At 51.1% G+C, this 17,123-nt stretch carries 18 protein-coding genes and 1 pseudogene; 13 read left to right on the top strand and 6 right to left on the bottom strand.

The window, feature by feature from the left end; genetic code table 11:
• Both AB6B37_RS05460 and AB6B37_RS05455 read right to left on the bottom strand, forming a co-directional pair.
• The gene (locus AB6B37_RS05460; RefSeq protein WP_371397884.1) at positions 1 to 987 is read right to left on the bottom strand and encodes a hypothetical protein; all 987 of its coding nucleotides are present in this window, start codon (positions 985 to 987) and stop codon (positions 1 to 3) included.
• A 148-nt stretch (positions 988 to 1,135) separates the two neighbouring features.
• Entirely contained in the window at positions 1,136 to 2,239 is a 1,104-nt protein-coding gene (locus tag AB6B37_RS05455) for a hypothetical protein (RefSeq protein ID WP_371397883.1), read from the bottom strand.
• A 385-nt stretch (positions 2,240 to 2,624) separates the two neighbouring features.
• Here AB6B37_RS05455 and AB6B37_RS05450 point away from each other — a divergent pair, with 385 nt between their 5' ends.
• Positions 2,625 to 3,104 carry a hypothetical protein gene (locus tag AB6B37_RS05450; protein WP_371397882.1) on the top strand — a complete coding sequence of 160 codons (480 nt, stop codon included), beginning with the start codon at positions 2,625 to 2,627 and terminating at the stop codon, positions 3,102 to 3,104.
• A gap of 175 nt (positions 3,105 to 3,279) precedes the next feature.
• Positions 3,280 to 3,750, top strand: coding sequence for a thioredoxin family protein (locus tag AB6B37_RS05445; protein WP_371397881.1), 471 nt, complete (start codon positions 3,280 to 3,282; stop codon positions 3,748 to 3,750).
• 9 nt (positions 3,751 to 3,759) lie between these two features.
• On the opposite strand, the gene AB6B37_RS05440 is transcribed toward AB6B37_RS05445, so the two are convergent.
• Positions 3,760 to 4,452: a DUF2959 domain-containing protein gene (locus AB6B37_RS05440; protein WP_371397880.1), complete on the bottom strand. Its 693-nt coding sequence runs from the start codon at positions 4,450 to 4,452 to the stop codon at positions 3,760 to 3,762.
• A 213-nt stretch (positions 4,453 to 4,665) separates the two neighbouring features.
• Here AB6B37_RS05440 and AB6B37_RS05435 point away from each other — a divergent pair.
• From AB6B37_RS05435 to AB6B37_RS05425, 3 genes and pseudogenes are all read left to right on the top strand, one after another.
• Positions 4,666 to 4,902: pseudogene (locus AB6B37_RS05435) on the top strand (AbgT family transporter); the annotation flags it as partial.
• 158 nt (positions 4,903 to 5,060) lie between these two features.
• A complete protein-coding gene (locus AB6B37_RS05430) occupies positions 5,061 to 5,393 on the top strand; it encodes a hypothetical protein (protein ID WP_371397879.1) in 333 nt (110 codons plus the stop codon).
• Between the two features lie 198 nt (positions 5,394 to 5,591).
• Positions 5,592 to 6,329, top strand: coding sequence for a DUF4145 domain-containing protein (locus AB6B37_RS05425; protein ID WP_371397878.1), 738 nt, complete (start codon positions 5,592 to 5,594; stop codon positions 6,327 to 6,329).
• A gap of 190 nt (positions 6,330 to 6,519) precedes the next feature.
• Here the strand turns inward: AB6B37_RS05425 and AB6B37_RS05420 are convergent, their stop codons facing one another.
• Positions 6,520 to 6,852 carry a DUF1476 domain-containing protein gene (locus tag AB6B37_RS05420; RefSeq protein ID WP_371397877.1) on the bottom strand — a complete coding sequence of 111 codons (333 nt, stop codon included), beginning with the start codon at positions 6,850 to 6,852 and terminating at the stop codon, positions 6,520 to 6,522.
• 201 nt (positions 6,853 to 7,053) lie between these two features.
• On the opposite strand from AB6B37_RS05420, the gene purC reads away from it, so the two are divergent.
• From purC to AB6B37_RS05390, 6 genes are all read left to right on the top strand, one after another.
• Positions 7,054 to 7,824, top strand: a complete 771-nt coding sequence (purC, locus tag AB6B37_RS05415) for a phosphoribosylaminoimidazolesuccinocarboxamide synthase (RefSeq protein ID WP_371397876.1) — start codon at positions 7,054 to 7,056, stop codon at positions 7,822 to 7,824.
• Between the two features lie 3 nt (positions 7,825 to 7,827).
• Complete coding sequence (gene purS / locus AB6B37_RS05410) at positions 7,828 to 8,070, top strand: phosphoribosylformylglycinamidine synthase subunit PurS (protein WP_371397875.1); 243 nt, start codon at positions 7,828 to 7,830, stop codon at positions 8,068 to 8,070.
• 54 nt (positions 8,071 to 8,124) lie between these two features.
• Positions 8,125 to 8,787, top strand: a complete 663-nt coding sequence (purQ, locus tag AB6B37_RS05405; RefSeq protein ID WP_371397874.1) for a phosphoribosylformylglycinamidine synthase subunit PurQ — start codon at positions 8,125 to 8,127, stop codon at positions 8,785 to 8,787.
• Entirely contained in the window at positions 8,787 to 10,994 is a 2,208-nt protein-coding gene (gene purL / locus AB6B37_RS05400; protein ID WP_371397873.1) for a phosphoribosylformylglycinamidine synthase subunit PurL, read from the top strand. The genes purQ and purL overlap by 1 nt, the downstream gene beginning before the upstream one ends.
• Positions 10,995 to 10,996: 2 nt before the next feature.
• Entirely contained in the window at positions 10,997 to 11,239 is a 243-nt protein-coding gene (locus tag AB6B37_RS05395; RefSeq protein ID WP_371397872.1) for a BolA/IbaG family iron-sulfur metabolism protein, read from the top strand.
• Between the two features lie 521 nt (positions 11,240 to 11,760).
• Positions 11,761 to 12,447, top strand: a complete 687-nt coding sequence (locus AB6B37_RS05390; RefSeq protein WP_371397871.1) for a hypothetical protein — start codon at positions 11,761 to 11,763, stop codon at positions 12,445 to 12,447.
• Between the two features lie 58 nt (positions 12,448 to 12,505).
• On the opposite strand, the gene AB6B37_RS05385 is transcribed toward AB6B37_RS05390, so the two are convergent.
• Together AB6B37_RS05385 and AB6B37_RS05380 are read right to left on the bottom strand one after the other, a co-directional pair.
• The gene (locus AB6B37_RS05385) at positions 12,506 to 12,985 is read right to left on the bottom strand and encodes a DNA polymerase III subunit chi (RefSeq protein ID WP_371397870.1); all 480 of its coding nucleotides are present in this window, start codon (positions 12,983 to 12,985) and stop codon (positions 12,506 to 12,508) included.
• Positions 12,986 to 12,990: 5 nt separating this feature from the next.
• The gene (locus AB6B37_RS05380) at positions 12,991 to 14,493 is read right to left on the bottom strand and encodes a leucyl aminopeptidase (protein ID WP_371397869.1); all 1,503 of its coding nucleotides are present in this window, start codon (positions 14,491 to 14,493) and stop codon (positions 12,991 to 12,993) included.
• 172 nt (positions 14,494 to 14,665) lie between these two features.
• On the opposite strand from AB6B37_RS05380, the gene AB6B37_RS05375 reads away from it, so the two are divergent.
• Both AB6B37_RS05375 and AB6B37_RS05370 read left to right on the top strand, forming a co-directional pair.
• Complete coding sequence (locus tag AB6B37_RS05375) at positions 14,666 to 15,892, top strand: LptF/LptG family permease (protein ID WP_371397868.1); 1,227 nt, start codon at positions 14,666 to 14,668, stop codon at positions 15,890 to 15,892.
• On the top strand, positions 15,889 to 17,034 hold the full coding sequence (locus AB6B37_RS05370; protein WP_371397867.1) for an LptF/LptG family permease: 1,146 nt from the start codon (positions 15,889 to 15,891) through the stop codon (positions 17,032 to 17,034). Before AB6B37_RS05375 ends, AB6B37_RS05370 begins: the two co-directional genes overlap by 4 nt.
• The last annotated feature ends 89 nt before the right edge of the window (positions 17,035 to 17,123 follow it).

Here is a 17,123-nt window from a genome sequence, read left to right as displayed (position 1 = left end):
CTAGTCAATCCGCGCGCGAAAGCTGAAATCAACATCGACAGGCGTGGTTTGCCCGTCGCGCAATGTGCCGCTGGGCGCGATTTGAATATAGGTCACGGCGGGGTCATAGCCGCCGTTGGGGGTATATCCGTAAACAGGCGCGCCTGATGTGGTATCTGAGAATTGAACCGTCCCGCCTGCGCAACACAATAGGCCAGAGGCCGGCGCACTGGCATCATTAAAGGCAACAGCGTTTCCGCTGCCGTCATAATTACCCGTAAACAGCACGAGATTATCGGGAATTTTATCGCTGATACGCACAGTACCCGCGTCAACCGCGCCGCCTATATTCGTCAAATCAAAACGGTAGATCACATCGGCCCCCGGAACGGCATAATCAAGCGCGCCTGCGCCGCTTGCCATTTCGACCGTCTTTGTGATGTCCAAATCCGGCAAGATAGGAAAGGCTGTAATACTAATGTTATCAAATCCACCGGATTCGTCATTGCCGCCCTGATTAAGGGCCGCGCGCAAGGTCAGCGCCAGCGTTGACCCTGGATTATTCACGGTGAGTGTAACGCGGTGGAGTTGATCAAACCAAAACTGCCCTGTGCCAAACGCAAGTTCTGTCGTCGGGCCAAGCGGGCTATGCGACCAATCCACCGAACCCGTTGTTCCCGAGCGCGCCGCTTGCGTAGCCGCGAATGGTAGTGAGAATATTTGCGTGCCGTCGACATCGACTTGGAAACGGTCAAATCCCCATTGGGCGGTATTATCCCAACTATCAAAACGGTAAAAATCAAACACGATTTCGACACGGCCTGTGCTGGGCGGCAGGGTGAAGCTGCGACTGGTGGCGTTGGGGGAATTATCAAAACGGCCTAAAAACTGCGTGACGTCAGGGTCAAAATCAGTGCTGTTGTTAGACCAGCCCGAAGCGCCAGCCTCGAAATCATCACTATAAACCAGAGTCGATTGCGCAACTGCAACGGTTGGAAACCACAGCAAAGTTATAATCAGATATATGATACTGCGCCCACAATGCACGGTAACCGACCTTTACTATCCCAACCCTTGAATGACCTTTCCCAAATTCAGCTTATGTTATCGCGGGAATGCTTGCGGCTTTGTTAAGATTAAAGAGGCGTGAAACGGCCTAAATGCAGCGAGATCTGGGCTCTCGCGGTAAATTGGGCACGACTTTAGTGATGTCGCCCGCTTTTTTTATAAGGTCGAGTTGCTGCTCGAAATAGGCCTCCCGCACCACAAGCTCTTCCAGAGACATATCGCATGAGGCGATGTATTGCGGGTGAGCCCTCAATATGAGGTGCTGTGCGTCATCAATGTCGTAATTATAGCTTTCAATCTCCCCATCATCAGAGCGCGTCTCAATATGAAGAGGATAGACTTTGACGTCATAGTCCTTGGCATCCTTGGACACCTCTGTATCTTCGGGCAGCGGCACACCGCTTTTATCAAGGAACAGTTGCGGCGCGGTACTGAGCCTTACCTCCATCTGCGCGCGTTCGCGCGGCGCTAAAGTCTCAATAAAGCCAACATTATAAAACCGCTGCACATGATTTTTATAGGTAATTATCGCGACAAGCCTTGCGCTTTGGATCGGATCACGGTGTGGGTTAGTCATGCCAATGGTCATATAGGCCAGGGTGCGAGTGCTTGAGGCGAAATCCACAGCATCAGGCGCCACCTTATATTTGCGTGTTTTGCGCGATTGAGATGTCAAGGCCTTGGCGGCCGCTTGGAAGTTATCGACATGGATGTCTTTATCCTCATTCAGCTGCGCTTTGATTTTGGGAAGGTCTTTCATGGCCTGCGTTATGGCCTTGCGGTGGGCCGACAAAATATTGCTTTCAATCGCGGCGGCTTTTTTATTAACCTCACCCACCGACAATCCATTGGACGCAGCCCCAGAGGCTAAGATGTGATTGCCGTAACCCGAGTTGAGTTCATCCGGCGTCATAAACCTATCCAACGTTTCGCCTGTGCTCACTGCTGATGTCCAATCCGACATCGACAACGTCTCATCAGGGGCCTCGGCCTGTTCAGCTAAAAGCATGAGGTTGCGGTTGAATGTATCGCGTTGCGCAATTGTCAGGTCTTTAGTAGCGCGCTCATAGCTTTTTACAGCCGTCTCGGCAGTCTCAAAGTTCAGTTTACCACCCCCGCCGCACGCTGCCAGTCCCGTAACAGCAAATCCAGTGGCGATGAGTGAAACGAAAACCTGATTAAAACGCGACATATATCCCCCAAAACAGTCAATGCATTAGGCCTACAACTATTAGTCGCTGTTAATCAAGCTGAACCAAGCGGCTATTCAAAGCCCGGTTACCTTTTCAAGACATTAACACGCTGTAATCAGATCCTTAATAAGCGCTTAAATTCGGGCCATTCACAAGGCCCGTTGTAAACACAAAATTTACCTAATGGGGGCTTCTGCATATTTTTTGAAAAAAATAATATATTATATTTCAATAGCTTAGGCGTTATTTTCAGGCGGACACCCTGCATAGTCAATAATATCCTAACGCGGTTTTTGTAATTTATAAACCAATCACCGCTACAAGGTGGGGCATAGAACAAAAATAATAATAGTTTGAAACTCCAAGAGATCTAAGGATTTAAAAATGACAAAATTACGTACCCTTTTCGGCGCAACACTTATCGCTGCTGCTTTCAGCTCAACCGCATTTGCCAGCTCACCTGACGTTTATGTCGTGAAGTTCCGCGCTGATACAGATGCTAGCAGCCAAACACTCGACAGCCAGTTGGCTTCTGCCATTGCTATGGCCGGCGCCAATGTTGAAGAGGTCACAATCGACACATCAACAGCGGCCCGTTGGGAAAAATCAGCTCACGAAGCGTTTGACCGCGATATCGTGCCTGTCTTTAACAAATGGGTTGGCCTGCCTGGTTTCGCCGCTGTTGTGGATGCCAAATCAAAGCGCGTTCTTGGCTGTGTTAACGCCAATATCGACGCTGGCACAATGGCCCGGGAAATCGGTAAAATGAGCGCAAAAGCCGCTGGTAAAGCCTATATGTCAAACGCATCGACACGCGCCGTGACGGAATGCCCACCAGCCTTCAACGTTGACCCAGGCCTCTAGCCTAAACGTTAGTCTGATATATTAGACAATGAGTTTCGCCCGGTAGATAATGTCTACCGGGCTTTTTTTTGCTCACAACTCTGTGATGGATATCGCTGTGATTGTTGGGTGCGGGCCTATTCAGTCCGCGTTAAGACGGATTTGCTATAGATATAAAAAATACGGACCAAATATCATGACACTGTTCTCCAAAACCAAAATTGCCTTGGCCGCACTTACTCTTTCGACCGTCTCTATGGGCGCTCATGCACAGATGCAACGCGCACCCGATATCTATGTCGTGATGTTCAAAGCCGATTGGTGCGCGCCGTGTAAAGTCGTCGAGCCCAACCTTGCAAAGGCCTTAAACCAGCTTCGTGATCCTGGCATTGAATATTTAGAAATTGATATTTCCAACCCAGGCCTGTCAGAGATTGGCGCGCATAAAGCCTTCGACCGTAACATTGTCCCGCAATATAATAGCTGGCTTGGTGTCACGGGTTTTGCTGCGATTATTGACGGCGATACGAAACAAACGCTGGGCTGTGTGAATATGCTCTATGATGCCAATTCAGCCGCGACGCATATCCGAAACCTAAAGACATTTGCTGTCGCCAATCAGCCCAGCTTTGACCTCACCTGCCCTGAACCTAATCAGGCGCTCTAGGCCGCGAGCCTAAACCCCGTTCATGTCCTTGATAAAGGCGTCAGCGGCAGAAATGGAGCGCTCCATTTCGGCGATCAAACGTGCGACATCGCTCTCTATATCGGTTGTCTCATTCCCCAGTGCCGAAATCGCGCGCGCATTGAGGTTATGCTTTAAGTATAAAACACGGTCGTTAAACACGGCAAGCACAGGGTCCATTGACGCGGTCGCTGCGTCCATCTTATCCGTGAGGGCGGCGTATTTCTGCTGTGTATCGCGTAGCTGACGCTCTGATGAGCGGCGCAGACCCGCATCGGAATAAGCGCCCAGCTCTCGTTCCCATTCATTGAACAAATCCTCGGCCACGCGCTTTACGGAGCTGACACGGTCACGCACCTCCCCCGCTTGGCCTTTGGCGCGGTCATGGGCGCGGGACAGATCATCATAGACCGTCTCAAGCTCTCCCGCGTCCACTGCCACAACCGCGCGAAACGCCTCCAGCGCATCGGCAAATTCTTCCTTGGCCTCTGTCTGTGATTTCACCACACTCTCGACACGGCTCACGAGGATATCGCGCTTTTCTATCCCGAACCGTTCTTGGATATTATAAGCCGCCGTCGCACAGCCCGTGAGAGTGGTGGGCGCGATGACGCATAGCGCCAAGGCCAAAGCCAAATTACGGGTCATGTCGCAGGTTTGGGAGCAAGGTTTAATACGGGGCATGGCGTGTCCTGATGAATCAAATTTTACGGTTAATGGCATGGGAGCGAGGGTTGTGCCAAGGGCTCGTATGTTATTTTACCGCAATTGAACGCGAAAAGTATATCGGATTTCAAGATAACAATTTCGTCAGAATACCGCCTATTTGCTAAGCCAACGGTCGATAGGATACACGCTGCTGATTGCAAAGCTTGACTTTCCGCTCTTGCCTCCTTCTACGGCATTGGGGATAGCTCGACCAATATCATCACCCCAATGATGAGCTATTTCGGGCTCATCTTTGCTTGGGCGCTACGATATGACAAAGACCTCGGCGTGGGCGGGCTCATCGCCATGATGCTGCCCTATACCATCTTCTTTCTTCTCTTATGGATTAGCTTTTTCGTGCTCTGGACATTTGGCCTCGGCCTTCCCGTCGGCCCAGGTTCACCGACTTATTACACGCCAGCGTAGTCCCTAAGGGGGCGAAGCGGACGTCAGCGAATGTTCTTTCTTGTGGTTAAATGGGTTAGATAAAATAATGTAATGATCTGAAATTTTAATTTTTACTATGGGTTGCAATTCGAATTTAATTTCGTATTAAGAGCAATGGGCCATCTAGGGGAAATACAATGAACAAATCAAAAACTATCTTAACAGCAGCGGTCTTAACATCGTTCCTATGCACTGCTTGCGCAACTAAGCGTTACCCCATCACAACGGAATTATCGTCCGCTGAAACACAATTAATGGACTGCAATGACTTAAAGTTAGAAGTGATTAGAGTTGAGCAAACCCAGTTGCAAATTGCAGATACTGCTGGCACAGATTGGCGTTCTGCTGCTGGGTTTTTGGGCGACTTTGGAATTGGAAACGCTATGGCAAAGTCCGAAGCAGACAAAGCTCTAGCTAATAGATTGCTGACAATTCGTGACGCTCAGGTGACCAAAGGGTGCCCAATCTAAACACGTATGCAACCAGATTATATTTTTAGATGATAAATATCCTCATGTGATCTCCAAACTTGGTGAAATTGCCTGTCGAGTGATTAAAGACGCGTGAACTATGGGGTGTTCAGCCATAGGGGAGGTCAACTTCCGCCATGTTTTTATATGGTGTGCCTTTTTTCCTATGTTTAACCCTGAAAATAAAGATACATAAAAATGGCTGATCCGATAATCGAGCATTGCCCTCATTGCCGACAAGACAGAAATGTCAAAGAATTAGCACAAGACAGTTATTCTGATACATCAGACCCCGAGTATTACTACTCAAACAAAGCGCATTTTTATATATGCAATACATGCAGGGAATACTTCATGCGAACGGGTCACTCCAATGAACACGATGAAGAACATGAAAATTTACCTGATGGAAATTGGGCGGTTTGCCACCCTTATAGGTATACGTCATTCCCGCCAGAAGCTAAGCGTCCTTATCCAAGCTGGGAGAGACGACTATACAGAGCCAACAATCCAATTCATCAAGCTTTATTCGATATATACAAGTCGTTAGATGCAGAACTCATGCAGTTTTCAGCAATGGGAATTCGTTCTCTTTTCGAAAAAGTTGCTCAAGAAACTGGCGTCGCTAAAGATAAAAACTTTGGTCAAATATTGGAAGAATTAGAATCCAGTGGTAAACTATCAATAGAAGATAAAGCTGCATTAGAAGTTTTGGTTGAAGGTGGACACGCCGCAATGCACCGAGATTGGTCTCCTGACATCGATGATATTATTATCCTACTCGATATTTTTGAGGACTTTATATATTCAACTTTTTTCAAAGCGGAAGATGATGCTGTAAGAGCCAAGAAGCACGCTGCGCTCAAAGGCAAAATACCGCCTGATATGCGAAAGAAGAAGGTTAAGTCTAAAGCAAAACCTAAACCAACTTCTTAGGCCTGCCGAGCGTCACACCACGCCTTCTAACCCCTTGGGGCAGCTTCATGTTATTGAGTAAAACGGCAGCGCCGATTTGGGCGACAACGGCTTCTGAGCTAAGGTCCGCAATAAGGATAAAAGCCTCCCCCCCCCAACAAAAACGCCCCCGCACATGGCGGAGGCCTAACCTTTTAAATCGCGCCCTGCCCTAGCTGGGGGGCTTTTCCGCGTAGAAATGCTTGCGGGCGGCGTCTAGGCATTCGGCCATTTTATCGCGGATGGCTTTATCAGACATGTCAATATTGGCGGCGTCTAGGTCTTTGCGGAGCTTGCGAAACACGTCGTCATCGCCCGCTTCTTCCATATCGGCCAAAATGACCTCTAGCGCGTATTTATCGACCGCGTCCCCAGATAGGCCCATCAGGCCAGCGGCCCATGTGCCGAGCATTTTGTTGCGCCGTGCCTCTGATTTAAACTCTAATTGAGCATCGAGGACAAATCGGGTTTCGGAGGCGCTTTCGCGCTCTTCAAATATTGACATTACATGTTCCTTTGTTCGTTTCACCACACATTAAAAAATCGCTTAGCCGCACGCAATAGGCAATACGCCGCTTAGCGATAAGATGGCGGCTTTATCCCCGAATTCAAGACAGCACGGCATTGCCGCGCCCGCCCCATTGGGCTATGGCCTAGGCTCAAATGATAAACTCACGGCTGAGTCGCCCCGAATGAGGACAGTTCTATGTCTCGCCGCACGAAAATCTACGAAGGCAAAGCCAAAATCCTGTATGAAGGCCCCGAACCGGGCACGATTATCCAATATTTCAAGGATGACGCCACCGCCTTTAATGCCGAGAAAAAAGCGATTTTGGACGGCAAAGGTGTGCTGAATAACCGTATCTCTGAATATATGATGCTACGCCTTGGTGAGATTGGCATTCCGACGCACTTTATTCGCCGCCTAAACATGCGCGAGCAACTGTGTAAGCGGGTCGAGATTGTGCCCCTCGAAGTGATTGTGCGCAATATCGCCGCCGGCACGATGAGTAAGCGCCTAGGCGTCGAAGAAGGCGAAGTTCTGCCGCGCTCTATTGTGGAATTTTGCTTGAAACGCGATGATTTGGGTGATCCCCTCGTGGCCGAAGAACATATCACCGCCTTTGGCTGGGCATCGGCGGACGAAATTGAAGAAATTACGAATCTGACGCTCCGCATTAATGATTATCTTTGCGGGCTGTTTGCGGGCATCGGGATTAAGCTGGTTGATTTTAAAATCGAATTTGGGCGTCTGGCTGTGGACGGCGGGCACCAGATTGTGCTGGCTGATGAGATTAGCCCCGATAGCTGCCGGCTATGGGACCGCGAGACGAATAAAAAGCTAGACAAAGACCGCTTTCGCCGTGATCTCGGCGGCGTCACAGAGGCCTATACAGAGGTCGCGACGCGGCTGGGCATTATCAAAGAAAACGGCAATAATTCCAATGTTGTCTCGATTGTAAAGAATGAGGATTAATCCATGAAAGCGATTATTCATGTGGGTCTAAAGCCCGGTGTGCTGGACCCCCAAGGCCGCGCCATTGCGCGCTCGCTCGTTGATCTTGGATTTAACGGTGTCAAAGACGCCCGCCAAGGCAAGGTGATAGAGCTTGATTTGACCCATGCCGACAAAGCGGCCGCACAGAAAGACGTGACCAATATGTGTGAAAAGCTGCTCGCCAATACGGTGATTGAAAGCTACCGCATCACGATTGAGGACTAGCCGCGCCCATTCGCGCCCATCCTGCCCGACACCTCATCCAATTGAGATAAGATTATGAGATCAGCCGTTATAACTTTCCCCGCGTCCAACTGTGACCGCGACGCCGCTGTGGCGCTGGAACAGATCACAGGCCGCAAGACCGAGATGATTTGGCACCGCGAAACCACCCTGCCCGCGGGTATTGATTTTGTTGTCCTGCCGGGCGGGTTTTCTTATGGCGATTATCTGCGTTGCGGCGCCATGGCGGCGCGCTCGCCGATTGTCGAAGATATTGTGAAAAAGGCCAAAGGCGGCTTGCCCGTTGCAGGGTTTTGTAACGGCTTTCAAATCTTATGCGAAACGGGGCTTTTGCCCGGGGCGTTAATGCGCAACGCGAGCCTGAAATTTGTCTGTAAACCGCAAAGCCTCAATATCACTAACGGCGCGTCGCGCTTCACATCTGCTTATAAAGACCAAAAGGACGTCACTATCCCCGTCGCCCACCATGACGGTAATTATTTTGCAGATAAGCAAACGCTGGATATGTTAGAAAAATCAGGGCGCGTCGTGTTTAAATATAACGGCAACCCAAACGGCTCTGCCCGCGATATTGCAGGCATTTGTAATGAAGGCGGCAATGTCCTTGGTATGATGCCCCACCCCGAACGCGCGGTTGACCCAATGCACGGCGGCACAGACGGCATTAATCTATTTAAATCGGTTCTGGAGTCGTTTTAATGGCTAAAGTAAAAATCACGCCCGACGTCGTTAAAGAACACGGCCTGTCAGAAGACGAATATCAAATCATCCTCGACCGTTTGGGCCGCGAACCTAATATCAATGAGCTTGGTATCTTTTCCGTCATGTGGTCTGAGCATTGCAGCTATAAATCTTCTCGCCGTCATCTTGGCAAGTTCCTGACAACAGGCGACAAGGTTATCCAAGGGCCAGGCGAAAACGCAGGTGTCATTGATATTGGCGACGGTGACGCGATTATTTTCAAAATGGAGAGCCATAACCACCCGTCTTATATCGAGCCCTATCAAGGCGCGGCGACCGGCGTGGGCGGCATTATGCGCGATGTGTTTACCATGGGCGCACGCCCAATTGCGCTCATGAATGCGCTGCGTTTTGGCGAGCCAAAGCATCCTAAGACACGCTCGCTGGTCTCTGGCGTTGTGGCGGGTATTGGCGGTTACGGTAATTGCGTCGGCGTACCAACGGTTGGCGGGGAAACTAATTTCCACAAAGGCTATAACGGTAATATCCTTGTTAACGCCATGTGTGTTGGCCTTGCGAAAACCGATAATATTTTCCTTTCTGCGGCCAAAGGGGTTGGTAATCCGATTTTTTATGTCGGGTCCAAGACAGGCCGTGACGGTATTCACGGCGCGACCATGGCGTCGGCTGAATTTGACGATGATAGTGAAGAAAAACGCCCCACAGTCCAAGTGGGGGATCCCTTCACCGAAAAGCTTCTGATTGAAGCCTGCCTAGAGTTGATGGCAACAGACGCCATTATTGCCATCCAAGATATGGGCGCAGCGGGCCTCACCTCATCCTCCATTGAAATGGCGGATAAAGGCGGCGTGGGTGTTGAGATTAACCTCGACAAAGTCCCGCAGCGCGAAGAGGGCATGACCCCTTATGAGATGATGTTATCAGAGAGCCAAGAACGCATGTTGATGGTCATTCAACCGGGCAAAGAACAGCTCGCCTTTGATACCTTTAACAAATGGGAACTGGACGTGGCCGAGATTGGCATCACAACGGATACGGGCAATCTGGTTCTGAAACATAAGCGCAAAAAAGTCTGCGATATCCCCATTGCACCGCTGGGTGATGACGCGCCCAATTATGACCGCCCGCATGTGCCGACGCCAAAGCGCGATGTGCTGCTGGTTGAAAACCTGTTTGAAACCCAAGACTATAATGATGCGTTGCTACGCATTATTACCAGCCCTGACATCGCTTCAAAGCGCTGGATTTGGGAACAATATGACCGTCACGTGATGTCTGACACCGTCGATAGCAGCCAGTCTAAAGGCGACGCAGCCATCGTGCGCATCCACGGCACCAATAAAGCCGTTGCGATTACGACCGATGTGACACCGCGTTATTGCTACGCCGACCCCTATGAAGGCGGCAAACAATGCGTGGCCGAAACATGGCGCAACCTGACCGCGGTTGGCGCAGACCCGATTGCGATTACCGATTGCCTAAATTTCGGCAATCCCGAACGTCCTGAAATTATGGGGCAATTTGTGGGCTGTATTGACGGTATGAACGAGGCCTGCCGCGCCTTTGATTACCCGGTCGTGTCGGGCAATGTATCGCTTTATAATGAGACCAACGGTGTTGCCATTCCGCCGACCCCTGCCGTGGGCGGTGTTGGCCTTATCCCTGATTTGTCTTTTTTCAGCACACTCGGCGACGCCGAAGAGGGTGATACCCTGGTCCTTATTGGCGACACTGTTGGTTGGCTCGGCTGCTCAGTATATCTGAACCTTATCATGAGCCGCGAAGACGGCGCACCGCCGCCTGTCGATTTGGCCGCAGAGAAACGCAATGGCGATTATGTGCGAAAGCTTATCCGCGGTCGTCGCGTCAAAGCTGTGCATGATTTATCCGACGGCGGCCTTGCGATTGCAGCCTGTGAAATGGCGTTCACCAGTAATATTGGCGTGTCCCTCACCGGCCCAGCCTCTGGCCCGCGTCACGGCTGGTATTTCGGCGAAGACCAAGCGCGTTACCTGCTGGCTGTGGGTCCGAATGACGTGAACCCTGTGATTTCCACAGCAGGCGCAAAAGGCATCCCCGCGCAAATCGTCGGCAAAGTCGGCGGCGACCGCATCACAGCCCAAGGCGCCTTTGATGTCTCGCTATCTGGCCTGCGCGAACGCCACGAAGGCTGGATGCCCAAATATATGGCGGGCGAGGGCTAGACATGGCTATGACGCGCGAAGACCTCTCGGCCATGCTGGCAGCCGCCCTGCCCGAGGCTGAGATTGAGTTGATCGACCTGGCTGGTGATAACAATCACTGGAAAGCCGTCATCACCAGCGTCGCCTTTGTCGGCCTGAACCGCATTAAACAGCATCAACTGGTCTATGCCGCGCTACAAGATAAAATGGACGGCCCAAACGGCGAGTTACACGCGCTAGCGCTAGAGACGAAGGTGCCAGAGTAGCGGTTTTTTAGCACGTCAGTCCGACGGCGTGGGTGCTGTATTCCAACGGACACAAAGCCTAGCGTCGTCATCCTCGGGCTTGACCCGTGGATCCATTTGTCATCCCGTAAATATCATCTGTTTTGAAGGGAAAGACGCATAGATACCCGACACAAGGTCGGGCATCACGTTGTGGTTAGGGTGGCGGTTAGAGCTTGCCCAAAGAAACACGTCATTCCGACGCGGCCCCCTTCGGGACGCCCGGAAACCATGTGGTGAAGCTTGCGCAAGAATGCGACATCGAATGACGTCGCAAAACAACGACATGGATTCCGGGCAGCTTCGCTGCGACGGAATGACAATGTAATTGTGTCGAAGGCTAAAATACGGACCTCTATTCACAAACACGTCATTCCGACGCGGCCCCCTTCGGGACGCCCGGAAACCATGTGATGCACGTGCAACATGCGCAAATCATCATAATCAGAGCCCCAATCCAACAATTCTCTCCCCCTCCTACCACACCCCTGTATCCATAGGCTGTGACCACATCGCCCGCCATAACGCCTATTGATACCGCCCCGCTGCGCGCGGCCATAGCCATTCTGACGGCGCGGCTCATGACCTATTTGCAAAGCGGTGCACCGCTGGCCAAACAAAACACGCATACAAGACGCCTGTTACCGCTTTACCGTTTGCTGTTAAAAATCGCGCGCCATAACCGCGGGATTATTTTAAAATCATCAATGCTATCCAATCCCGATTGGTGCCGCCGCGTATTCATGGATCTCGGCGGATGGCCCGCATTACGGCAATGGCAAGCGCGGTGGAAAAACCGCCATAACCCCACTGAACGCGCAGCCAAAAAGACGCTTAGCCACAGCGAAAGCTCGCGCGCTATACGACACGTTTCTTCGGGTAAGAAAACAGATAGCCAAGATGATTTTTGTTGGGCCAAAATTGAACGTAACAAAGAGCCGCGACCACGACGCACTCGCGATGAATTGACGGAAAGAAAACCATCTGCGCCCTCTACCCGCATTCCGCCCGTCGAGCTTTGGCCGCACGAAATTACCCGCGCGCTTTACGGTTCAAAGAACACATCTGAATTAATTAACTCGGACCCTAATTACGAAAGATCCTACCCGCATTATGACGACACTCATCCCCCAGCTGATCACAAAAGTCCTGATCCGCCGCCGTATATAACAAAACCTAAATTGAATTAACACGCGAAGACATTCGCGCGAGCCTAGCCGCTTGCGCGTAACTCATATAACGGCATCTTTACGATTTTTTCTGCCACGCCCCGCGTTCATCTTGCTGAAAATAGGACAGTGTATGGCCTGCATCACTCAGGGTTTTCCAGCGCTTACGCTCCCGCGCAATATCCTCAGAACTGCGGCCATTTATCATGACAATACAACGGCTTACACCCGAAAGGTCACTCACCTCCGCGCCATCCAGCAAGACAATGCAATCCGCCCCGTCGGCTTTTGTCGCGCTCGCAGATAGCAATATGGGTTGCTGGTCCGCTTGGGGTTGATCATCACGGCCATGAGGTAAAAAACTATCGTTTTTATACGTCCAAAGAAATTGATCCAGCTCGCCTAAATCAGACTCGCGGCATTTAATCAGAGCGCGCCAGCCGCGCCCTAAAACCTTTTCCATCAGGTCCGGCAGAACCGATTGCACGGTTGAAGCTTCGAGGTGATAAAACCAATAATCAGGCGCGCTAACCTCTGCCTCTCCCGCTGCTTGGGCCATAGAGCTTAACCCTCGAAATTATCGGCAATCCAGTGGTTTAGAAGCCGCACACCATAGCCCGTGCCAAAGGTCGTTTCGCGCGGATCTGGGCGTGTGTTTTTCATGCCTGTGCCAGCAATATCAATATGCGCCCAAGGCGTTTTACCGACGAAGCGTTGTAGGAATTGCGCTGCCGTAATAGAGCCCGCTTCGCGTCCACCGATATTTTTCATATCGGCATTGGGGCTATCCAAAAGCTTATTGTAATAAGGGCTAAGCGGCAGGCGCCAGCTTTTCTCTGTCGAGGCGTCAGATGCAGCCGCGATTTGTTCGGCGAGGCCATCATTATTAGAAAACACACCTGCATGTTCATGACCCAGCGCGACAATAATCGCCCCTGTTAGGGTGGCCAGATTAATCATGGCTTTGGGCTTATATTTCTCATTCGCGTAATGCAGCGCGTCACATAGAACAAGGCGTCCTTCGGCATCTGTATTTTGCACTTCAATGGTTTGGCCCGACATGGACGTCACAATATCACCGGGGAGTTGCGCTTTGCCGTCGGGCATATTTTCAACCAGACCGACAATACCGATGACGTTGGCTTTGGCTTTGCGGCCCGCAATCCCCATCATCGCGCCGACGACAGCGGCGGATCCGCCCATATCGCCTTTCATATCCCACATACCGTTGCCGGGTTTGAGCGAGATACCGCCCGTATCAAATGTCACACCTTTGCCGACGATACAGGCGGGCTTATCCCCTTTTTTTCCGCCCATCCAGCGCATAACAACAAGCTGGCTTTCACGTTCAGAACCAACACCAACACCCAATAGCGCGTTCATGCCAAGCGTTGCCATTTTCTTCTCGCCGAGGATCTCAACTTTCAAACCAAGGCTCTCTAGTTTTTTAATCCGTGCGGCATAGGCTTTGGGATAGATGACATTAGGCGGCTCATTCACCAAATCGCGGGCCATGACCGTGCCGTCACAAATCGGGCCGTGGAAATTATTATAAGCTTTTTTCGTCTTTGACAGATCATCACAGCCGATTTTGATGGTTTTGACGCTGTTTTTCTTATTTGCGGCGAGTTTTGTGCGGTATTTATCAAATCGGTATCCCGCCAGACGCGCACCAACGGCGGCCCGCGCGGCACTATCTGCGCTGACGTCAAAACCGCCTAGATGGATGCTGACCGTGCTCTCACCCGATGTCAAAAGCGGCTTGACAGCTTTGGCCGCAAACATTTCTGCGTCAAATGGTTTTGCGTCTTTCTTGGCCTCAGCGCCGCATCCGACAAACACCAGACGTGAGACTTTAAATCCTTCGGGCGCATAGAGCGTGAAAGACTTCCCAGCCTCACCTTTAAACCCAGCTGCCTTGGCGGCTTTGGTGTAAACATCGCCCAACGCCTCTACATAGGCCGCGCCGCCGCCGTAAACTTTGCCGCCTTTAAACACAGGGACAATGGCCGCGCCAGATTTAGCGGGCGCGTCATTAAAAAAGGATACAGAAAAATTATCAGTCACGTCATGTCTCTTTTGTTGCGCAGGCTCTAACGCCCGCTAATTTATAGTTGATTAGTGGTAAACCAAAGCCCGATAGAATAGAAGGGTATATCCGTCACATATGACGATAATTTCATACCCCAAATGAATATGGGTGATACAGTCCGCTTGGACGTAAGGATAAAGGAACCGCATGTCGCTTTTGCAACGCTATCTTTTGCGACAAGCGTTTTGGCCTTTGGTGATTGCGCTATCGGCTTTGTCGGTTCTGGCGCTTCTTACCCAAAGCCTGTCGACGATTGATTTGATTGTCGAGAACCGCCAGTCGGCGCTAACGTTTTTGACCGTCACGGTGATGGCTTTGCCGCAACTAATTTCTATCATTTTACCGCTCGCCGTTTTCATGGCTGTGCTCTATGCGCTCAACCGTTTGAATGTGGATAGTGAATTAATTGTCGCCAAAGCCACAGGTCTAAGCCCGCGTCAGATCGCCAGTCCCATATTGCGATTGGCGACCTATGCGATGATTGTGCATTTCGTTTTTAACCTGCTGTTACAGCCCTATTCCTTTCGCAATATGCGCGAGACTTTATTGCAAGTCCGCACAGATATTGCCTCGCAAATGTTGCGCCCTGGAGAGTTCATAACCCCGACCAAAGGCCTAACCGTATACGCGCGCGAAATCCTCGCCAGTGGGGACATGGCGGATGTGCTGATTTACGATGACCGTAATCAGAAAAGCACAATGATGGATATGCCGACGGCAGGCAGCGCACCTAAGAATAATTCCATGACCCACAGCGCCCGGCGCGGGCGTATTATCCGCGATGGTGAGCAAACCTTGCTGGCTTTATCAGACGGCACGATTCAAACGCTAACGCCCAATGGCACACTCGACCTGATTAAGTTTGAACGCCATATCATTGATTTATCACAGATTATGGCGCTCGACCCAGTGCTTAGGCTTAAAACCTCAGACCGTTATTTGCATGAGCTGCTGCGTCCTAATGACCGCGAACGATCCAACAAACGGCTCTATAATGCGCTGAAAGCCGAAGGCCATGCGCGGCTCTCTGCCCCGATTTACAATCTGGCTTTGGCACTGTTGGCGGTGGCGTTCTTAGTGCGCGGCGAATATCAGCGGCTAGGTTATGGTCGTAAAATTGCGCTCTGTGCTGTGACAGGATTTATCATCCGCTTGACCGGTTTTGGGCTGGCATCCGCCGCAGAAAAAGACGCCGGGTTAAACATGGCTCAATACGGCTTACCCGTTGCCGTCTGCATCCTTTGCGCAGTCTATATTCTCAGCCGTGGACGGGCGCTGGGCTTTAAGCGGTTTGGCCGTAAAAAACGGCGCGAAACCTATGACCGGTTAAGCGCGGCCATGCCCGACACCCGTCCACAGTTAGGCCCGTCATGAGCCTGATCGACCGTTATATCGCTAGCCGAATATTACGCGGCATCATCACGGCCTTTGTGATTGTGACGGCGATTATCATGTTGGTCGATTTTGTCGAAGCAACCCGTAATATAGGTGAGGACGGCAATCTCTCCCTTCTCACGATTTTGGGATTAACCGCGTTGAAAGCTCCGCAATTAATTGAGCAAACCATTCCCTTTGTCGTTTTATTTGGCGTGATGGGCGCACTTTACGGATTGAACAAACGCTCTGAATTGATTGTGTTGCGCGCGTCAGGATTATCGGCGTGGCGATTTTTGCGGCCCGCCGTTTTCGTCACGGGTCTTCTCGGTCTGATTTGGGCCATCGCCTTTAACCCACTGGCGACACAGGCGATGCAGCACTATGAGACGCGGCTCGCGAGCTATAGCCAGCCCGCAGAGGCGACAAACACATCGACACAGTCCCGCCAAGTCTGGCTGCGCGAGGGGTCTGATAGCGGGCAGATTGTCATTCGCGGTCTTCAGTCGCCAATTGATAGAGCGACTTTGACCGATGTAACCTTTTATTATTATGACTATCCCGACGCGACACAAATTCAGACCGAGACGCAAACTAAAGTTAATAAAGCCGAACAAACACAATTTTCCCGCCGCATTGACGCCGACCGCGCGACATTGCTGCCCTCCGGTTATTGGAAAGTTCAAAACTTGGGTGAAAACAGCACCGATAACGGCTTTGCGCGGCAACAATTTGCGTCTTTTCCAACACGCTTGACCTTAAACGATTTGCGCCTTGATAACCGCCGTAAATTGCGACCGCCTTTTTGGGACCTACCGTCTGAAATCGCGCGGGTGGAGGCGGCTGGCTTTTCGGCGGTGGGACTTCGGATGCAATGGCACAGCCTGCTGTCTTTGCCGCTGACCCTGATTGCGATGACGATTATTGCGGCGGGCGTATCTATGCACCTCACGCGGTCGGGCGGAACATTGCGCTTAATGTTGGCGGGGGGCTGCGTCGGCTTTGGCGTCTATTTCTTCAACAATCTTATGACCGCTTTCGGACAAGCGCAGTCCATGCCCATCATCATGGCCGCATGGAGCGTGCCAATATTAGTTCTATTTTGCGGTACAGCCTATTTATCCAAGATTGAGGACGGCTAGCCTGACTGCTTACTGACAGAAATTTAATCCCCTTCCCGATAAAACGGATGTAATTAAGGGCCAAGATAATGCCGCGATGAATTGCAAGC

Origin of the sequence: Fretibacter rubidus (assembly GCF_041429785.1) — a bacterium.
GTDB classification, from domain to species: domain Bacteria; phylum Pseudomonadota; class Alphaproteobacteria; order Caulobacterales; family Maricaulaceae; genus Fretibacter; species Fretibacter rubidus.
This window is presented reverse-complemented; position numbering and strand designations above follow the sequence as displayed.

What these genes read in the sequence shown, in the direction of transcription:
- AB6B37_RS05455 (WP_371397883.1), bottom strand. Translation starts at nt 2,239, where the DNA reads ATGTCGCGTTTTAATCAGGTTTTCGTTTCACTCATCGCCACTGGATTT.
- AB6B37_RS05450 (WP_371397882.1), top strand. Translation starts at nt 2,625, where the DNA reads ATGACAAAATTACGTACCCTTTTCGGCGCAACACTTATCGCTGCTGCT.
- AB6B37_RS05445 (WP_371397881.1), top strand. Translation starts at nt 3,280, where the DNA reads ATGACACTGTTCTCCAAAACCAAAATTGCCTTGGCCGCACTTACTCTT.
- AB6B37_RS05440 (WP_371397880.1), bottom strand. Translation starts at nt 4,452, where the DNA reads ATGCCCCGTATTAAACCTTGCTCCCAAACCTGCGACATGACCCGTAAT.
- AB6B37_RS05430 (WP_371397879.1), top strand. Translation starts at nt 5,061, where the DNA reads ATGAACAAATCAAAAACTATCTTAACAGCAGCGGTCTTAACATCGTTC.
- AB6B37_RS05425 (WP_371397878.1), top strand. Translation starts at nt 5,592, where the DNA reads ATGGCTGATCCGATAATCGAGCATTGCCCTCATTGCCGACAAGACAGA.
- AB6B37_RS05420 (WP_371397877.1), bottom strand. Translation starts at nt 6,852, where the DNA reads ATGTCAATATTTGAAGAGCGCGAAAGCGCCTCCGAAACCCGATTTGTC.
- purC (WP_371397876.1), top strand. Translation starts at nt 7,054, where the DNA reads ATGTCTCGCCGCACGAAAATCTACGAAGGCAAAGCCAAAATCCTGTAT.
- purS (WP_371397875.1), top strand. Translation starts at nt 7,828, where the DNA reads ATGAAAGCGATTATTCATGTGGGTCTAAAGCCCGGTGTGCTGGACCCC.
- purQ (WP_371397874.1), top strand. Translation starts at nt 8,125, where the DNA reads ATGAGATCAGCCGTTATAACTTTCCCCGCGTCCAACTGTGACCGCGAC.
- purL (WP_371397873.1), top strand. Translation starts at nt 8,787, where the DNA reads ATGGCTAAAGTAAAAATCACGCCCGACGTCGTTAAAGAACACGGCCTG.
- AB6B37_RS05395 (WP_371397872.1), top strand. Translation starts at nt 10,997, where the DNA reads ATGGCTATGACGCGCGAAGACCTCTCGGCCATGCTGGCAGCCGCCCTG.
- AB6B37_RS05385 (WP_371397870.1), bottom strand. Translation starts at nt 12,985, where the DNA reads ATGGCCCAAGCAGCGGGAGAGGCAGAGGTTAGCGCGCCTGATTATTGG.
- AB6B37_RS05375 (WP_371397868.1), top strand. Translation starts at nt 14,666, where the DNA reads ATGTCGCTTTTGCAACGCTATCTTTTGCGACAAGCGTTTTGGCCTTTG.
- AB6B37_RS05370 (WP_371397867.1), top strand. Translation starts at nt 15,889, where the DNA reads ATGAGCCTGATCGACCGTTATATCGCTAGCCGAATATTACGCGGCATC.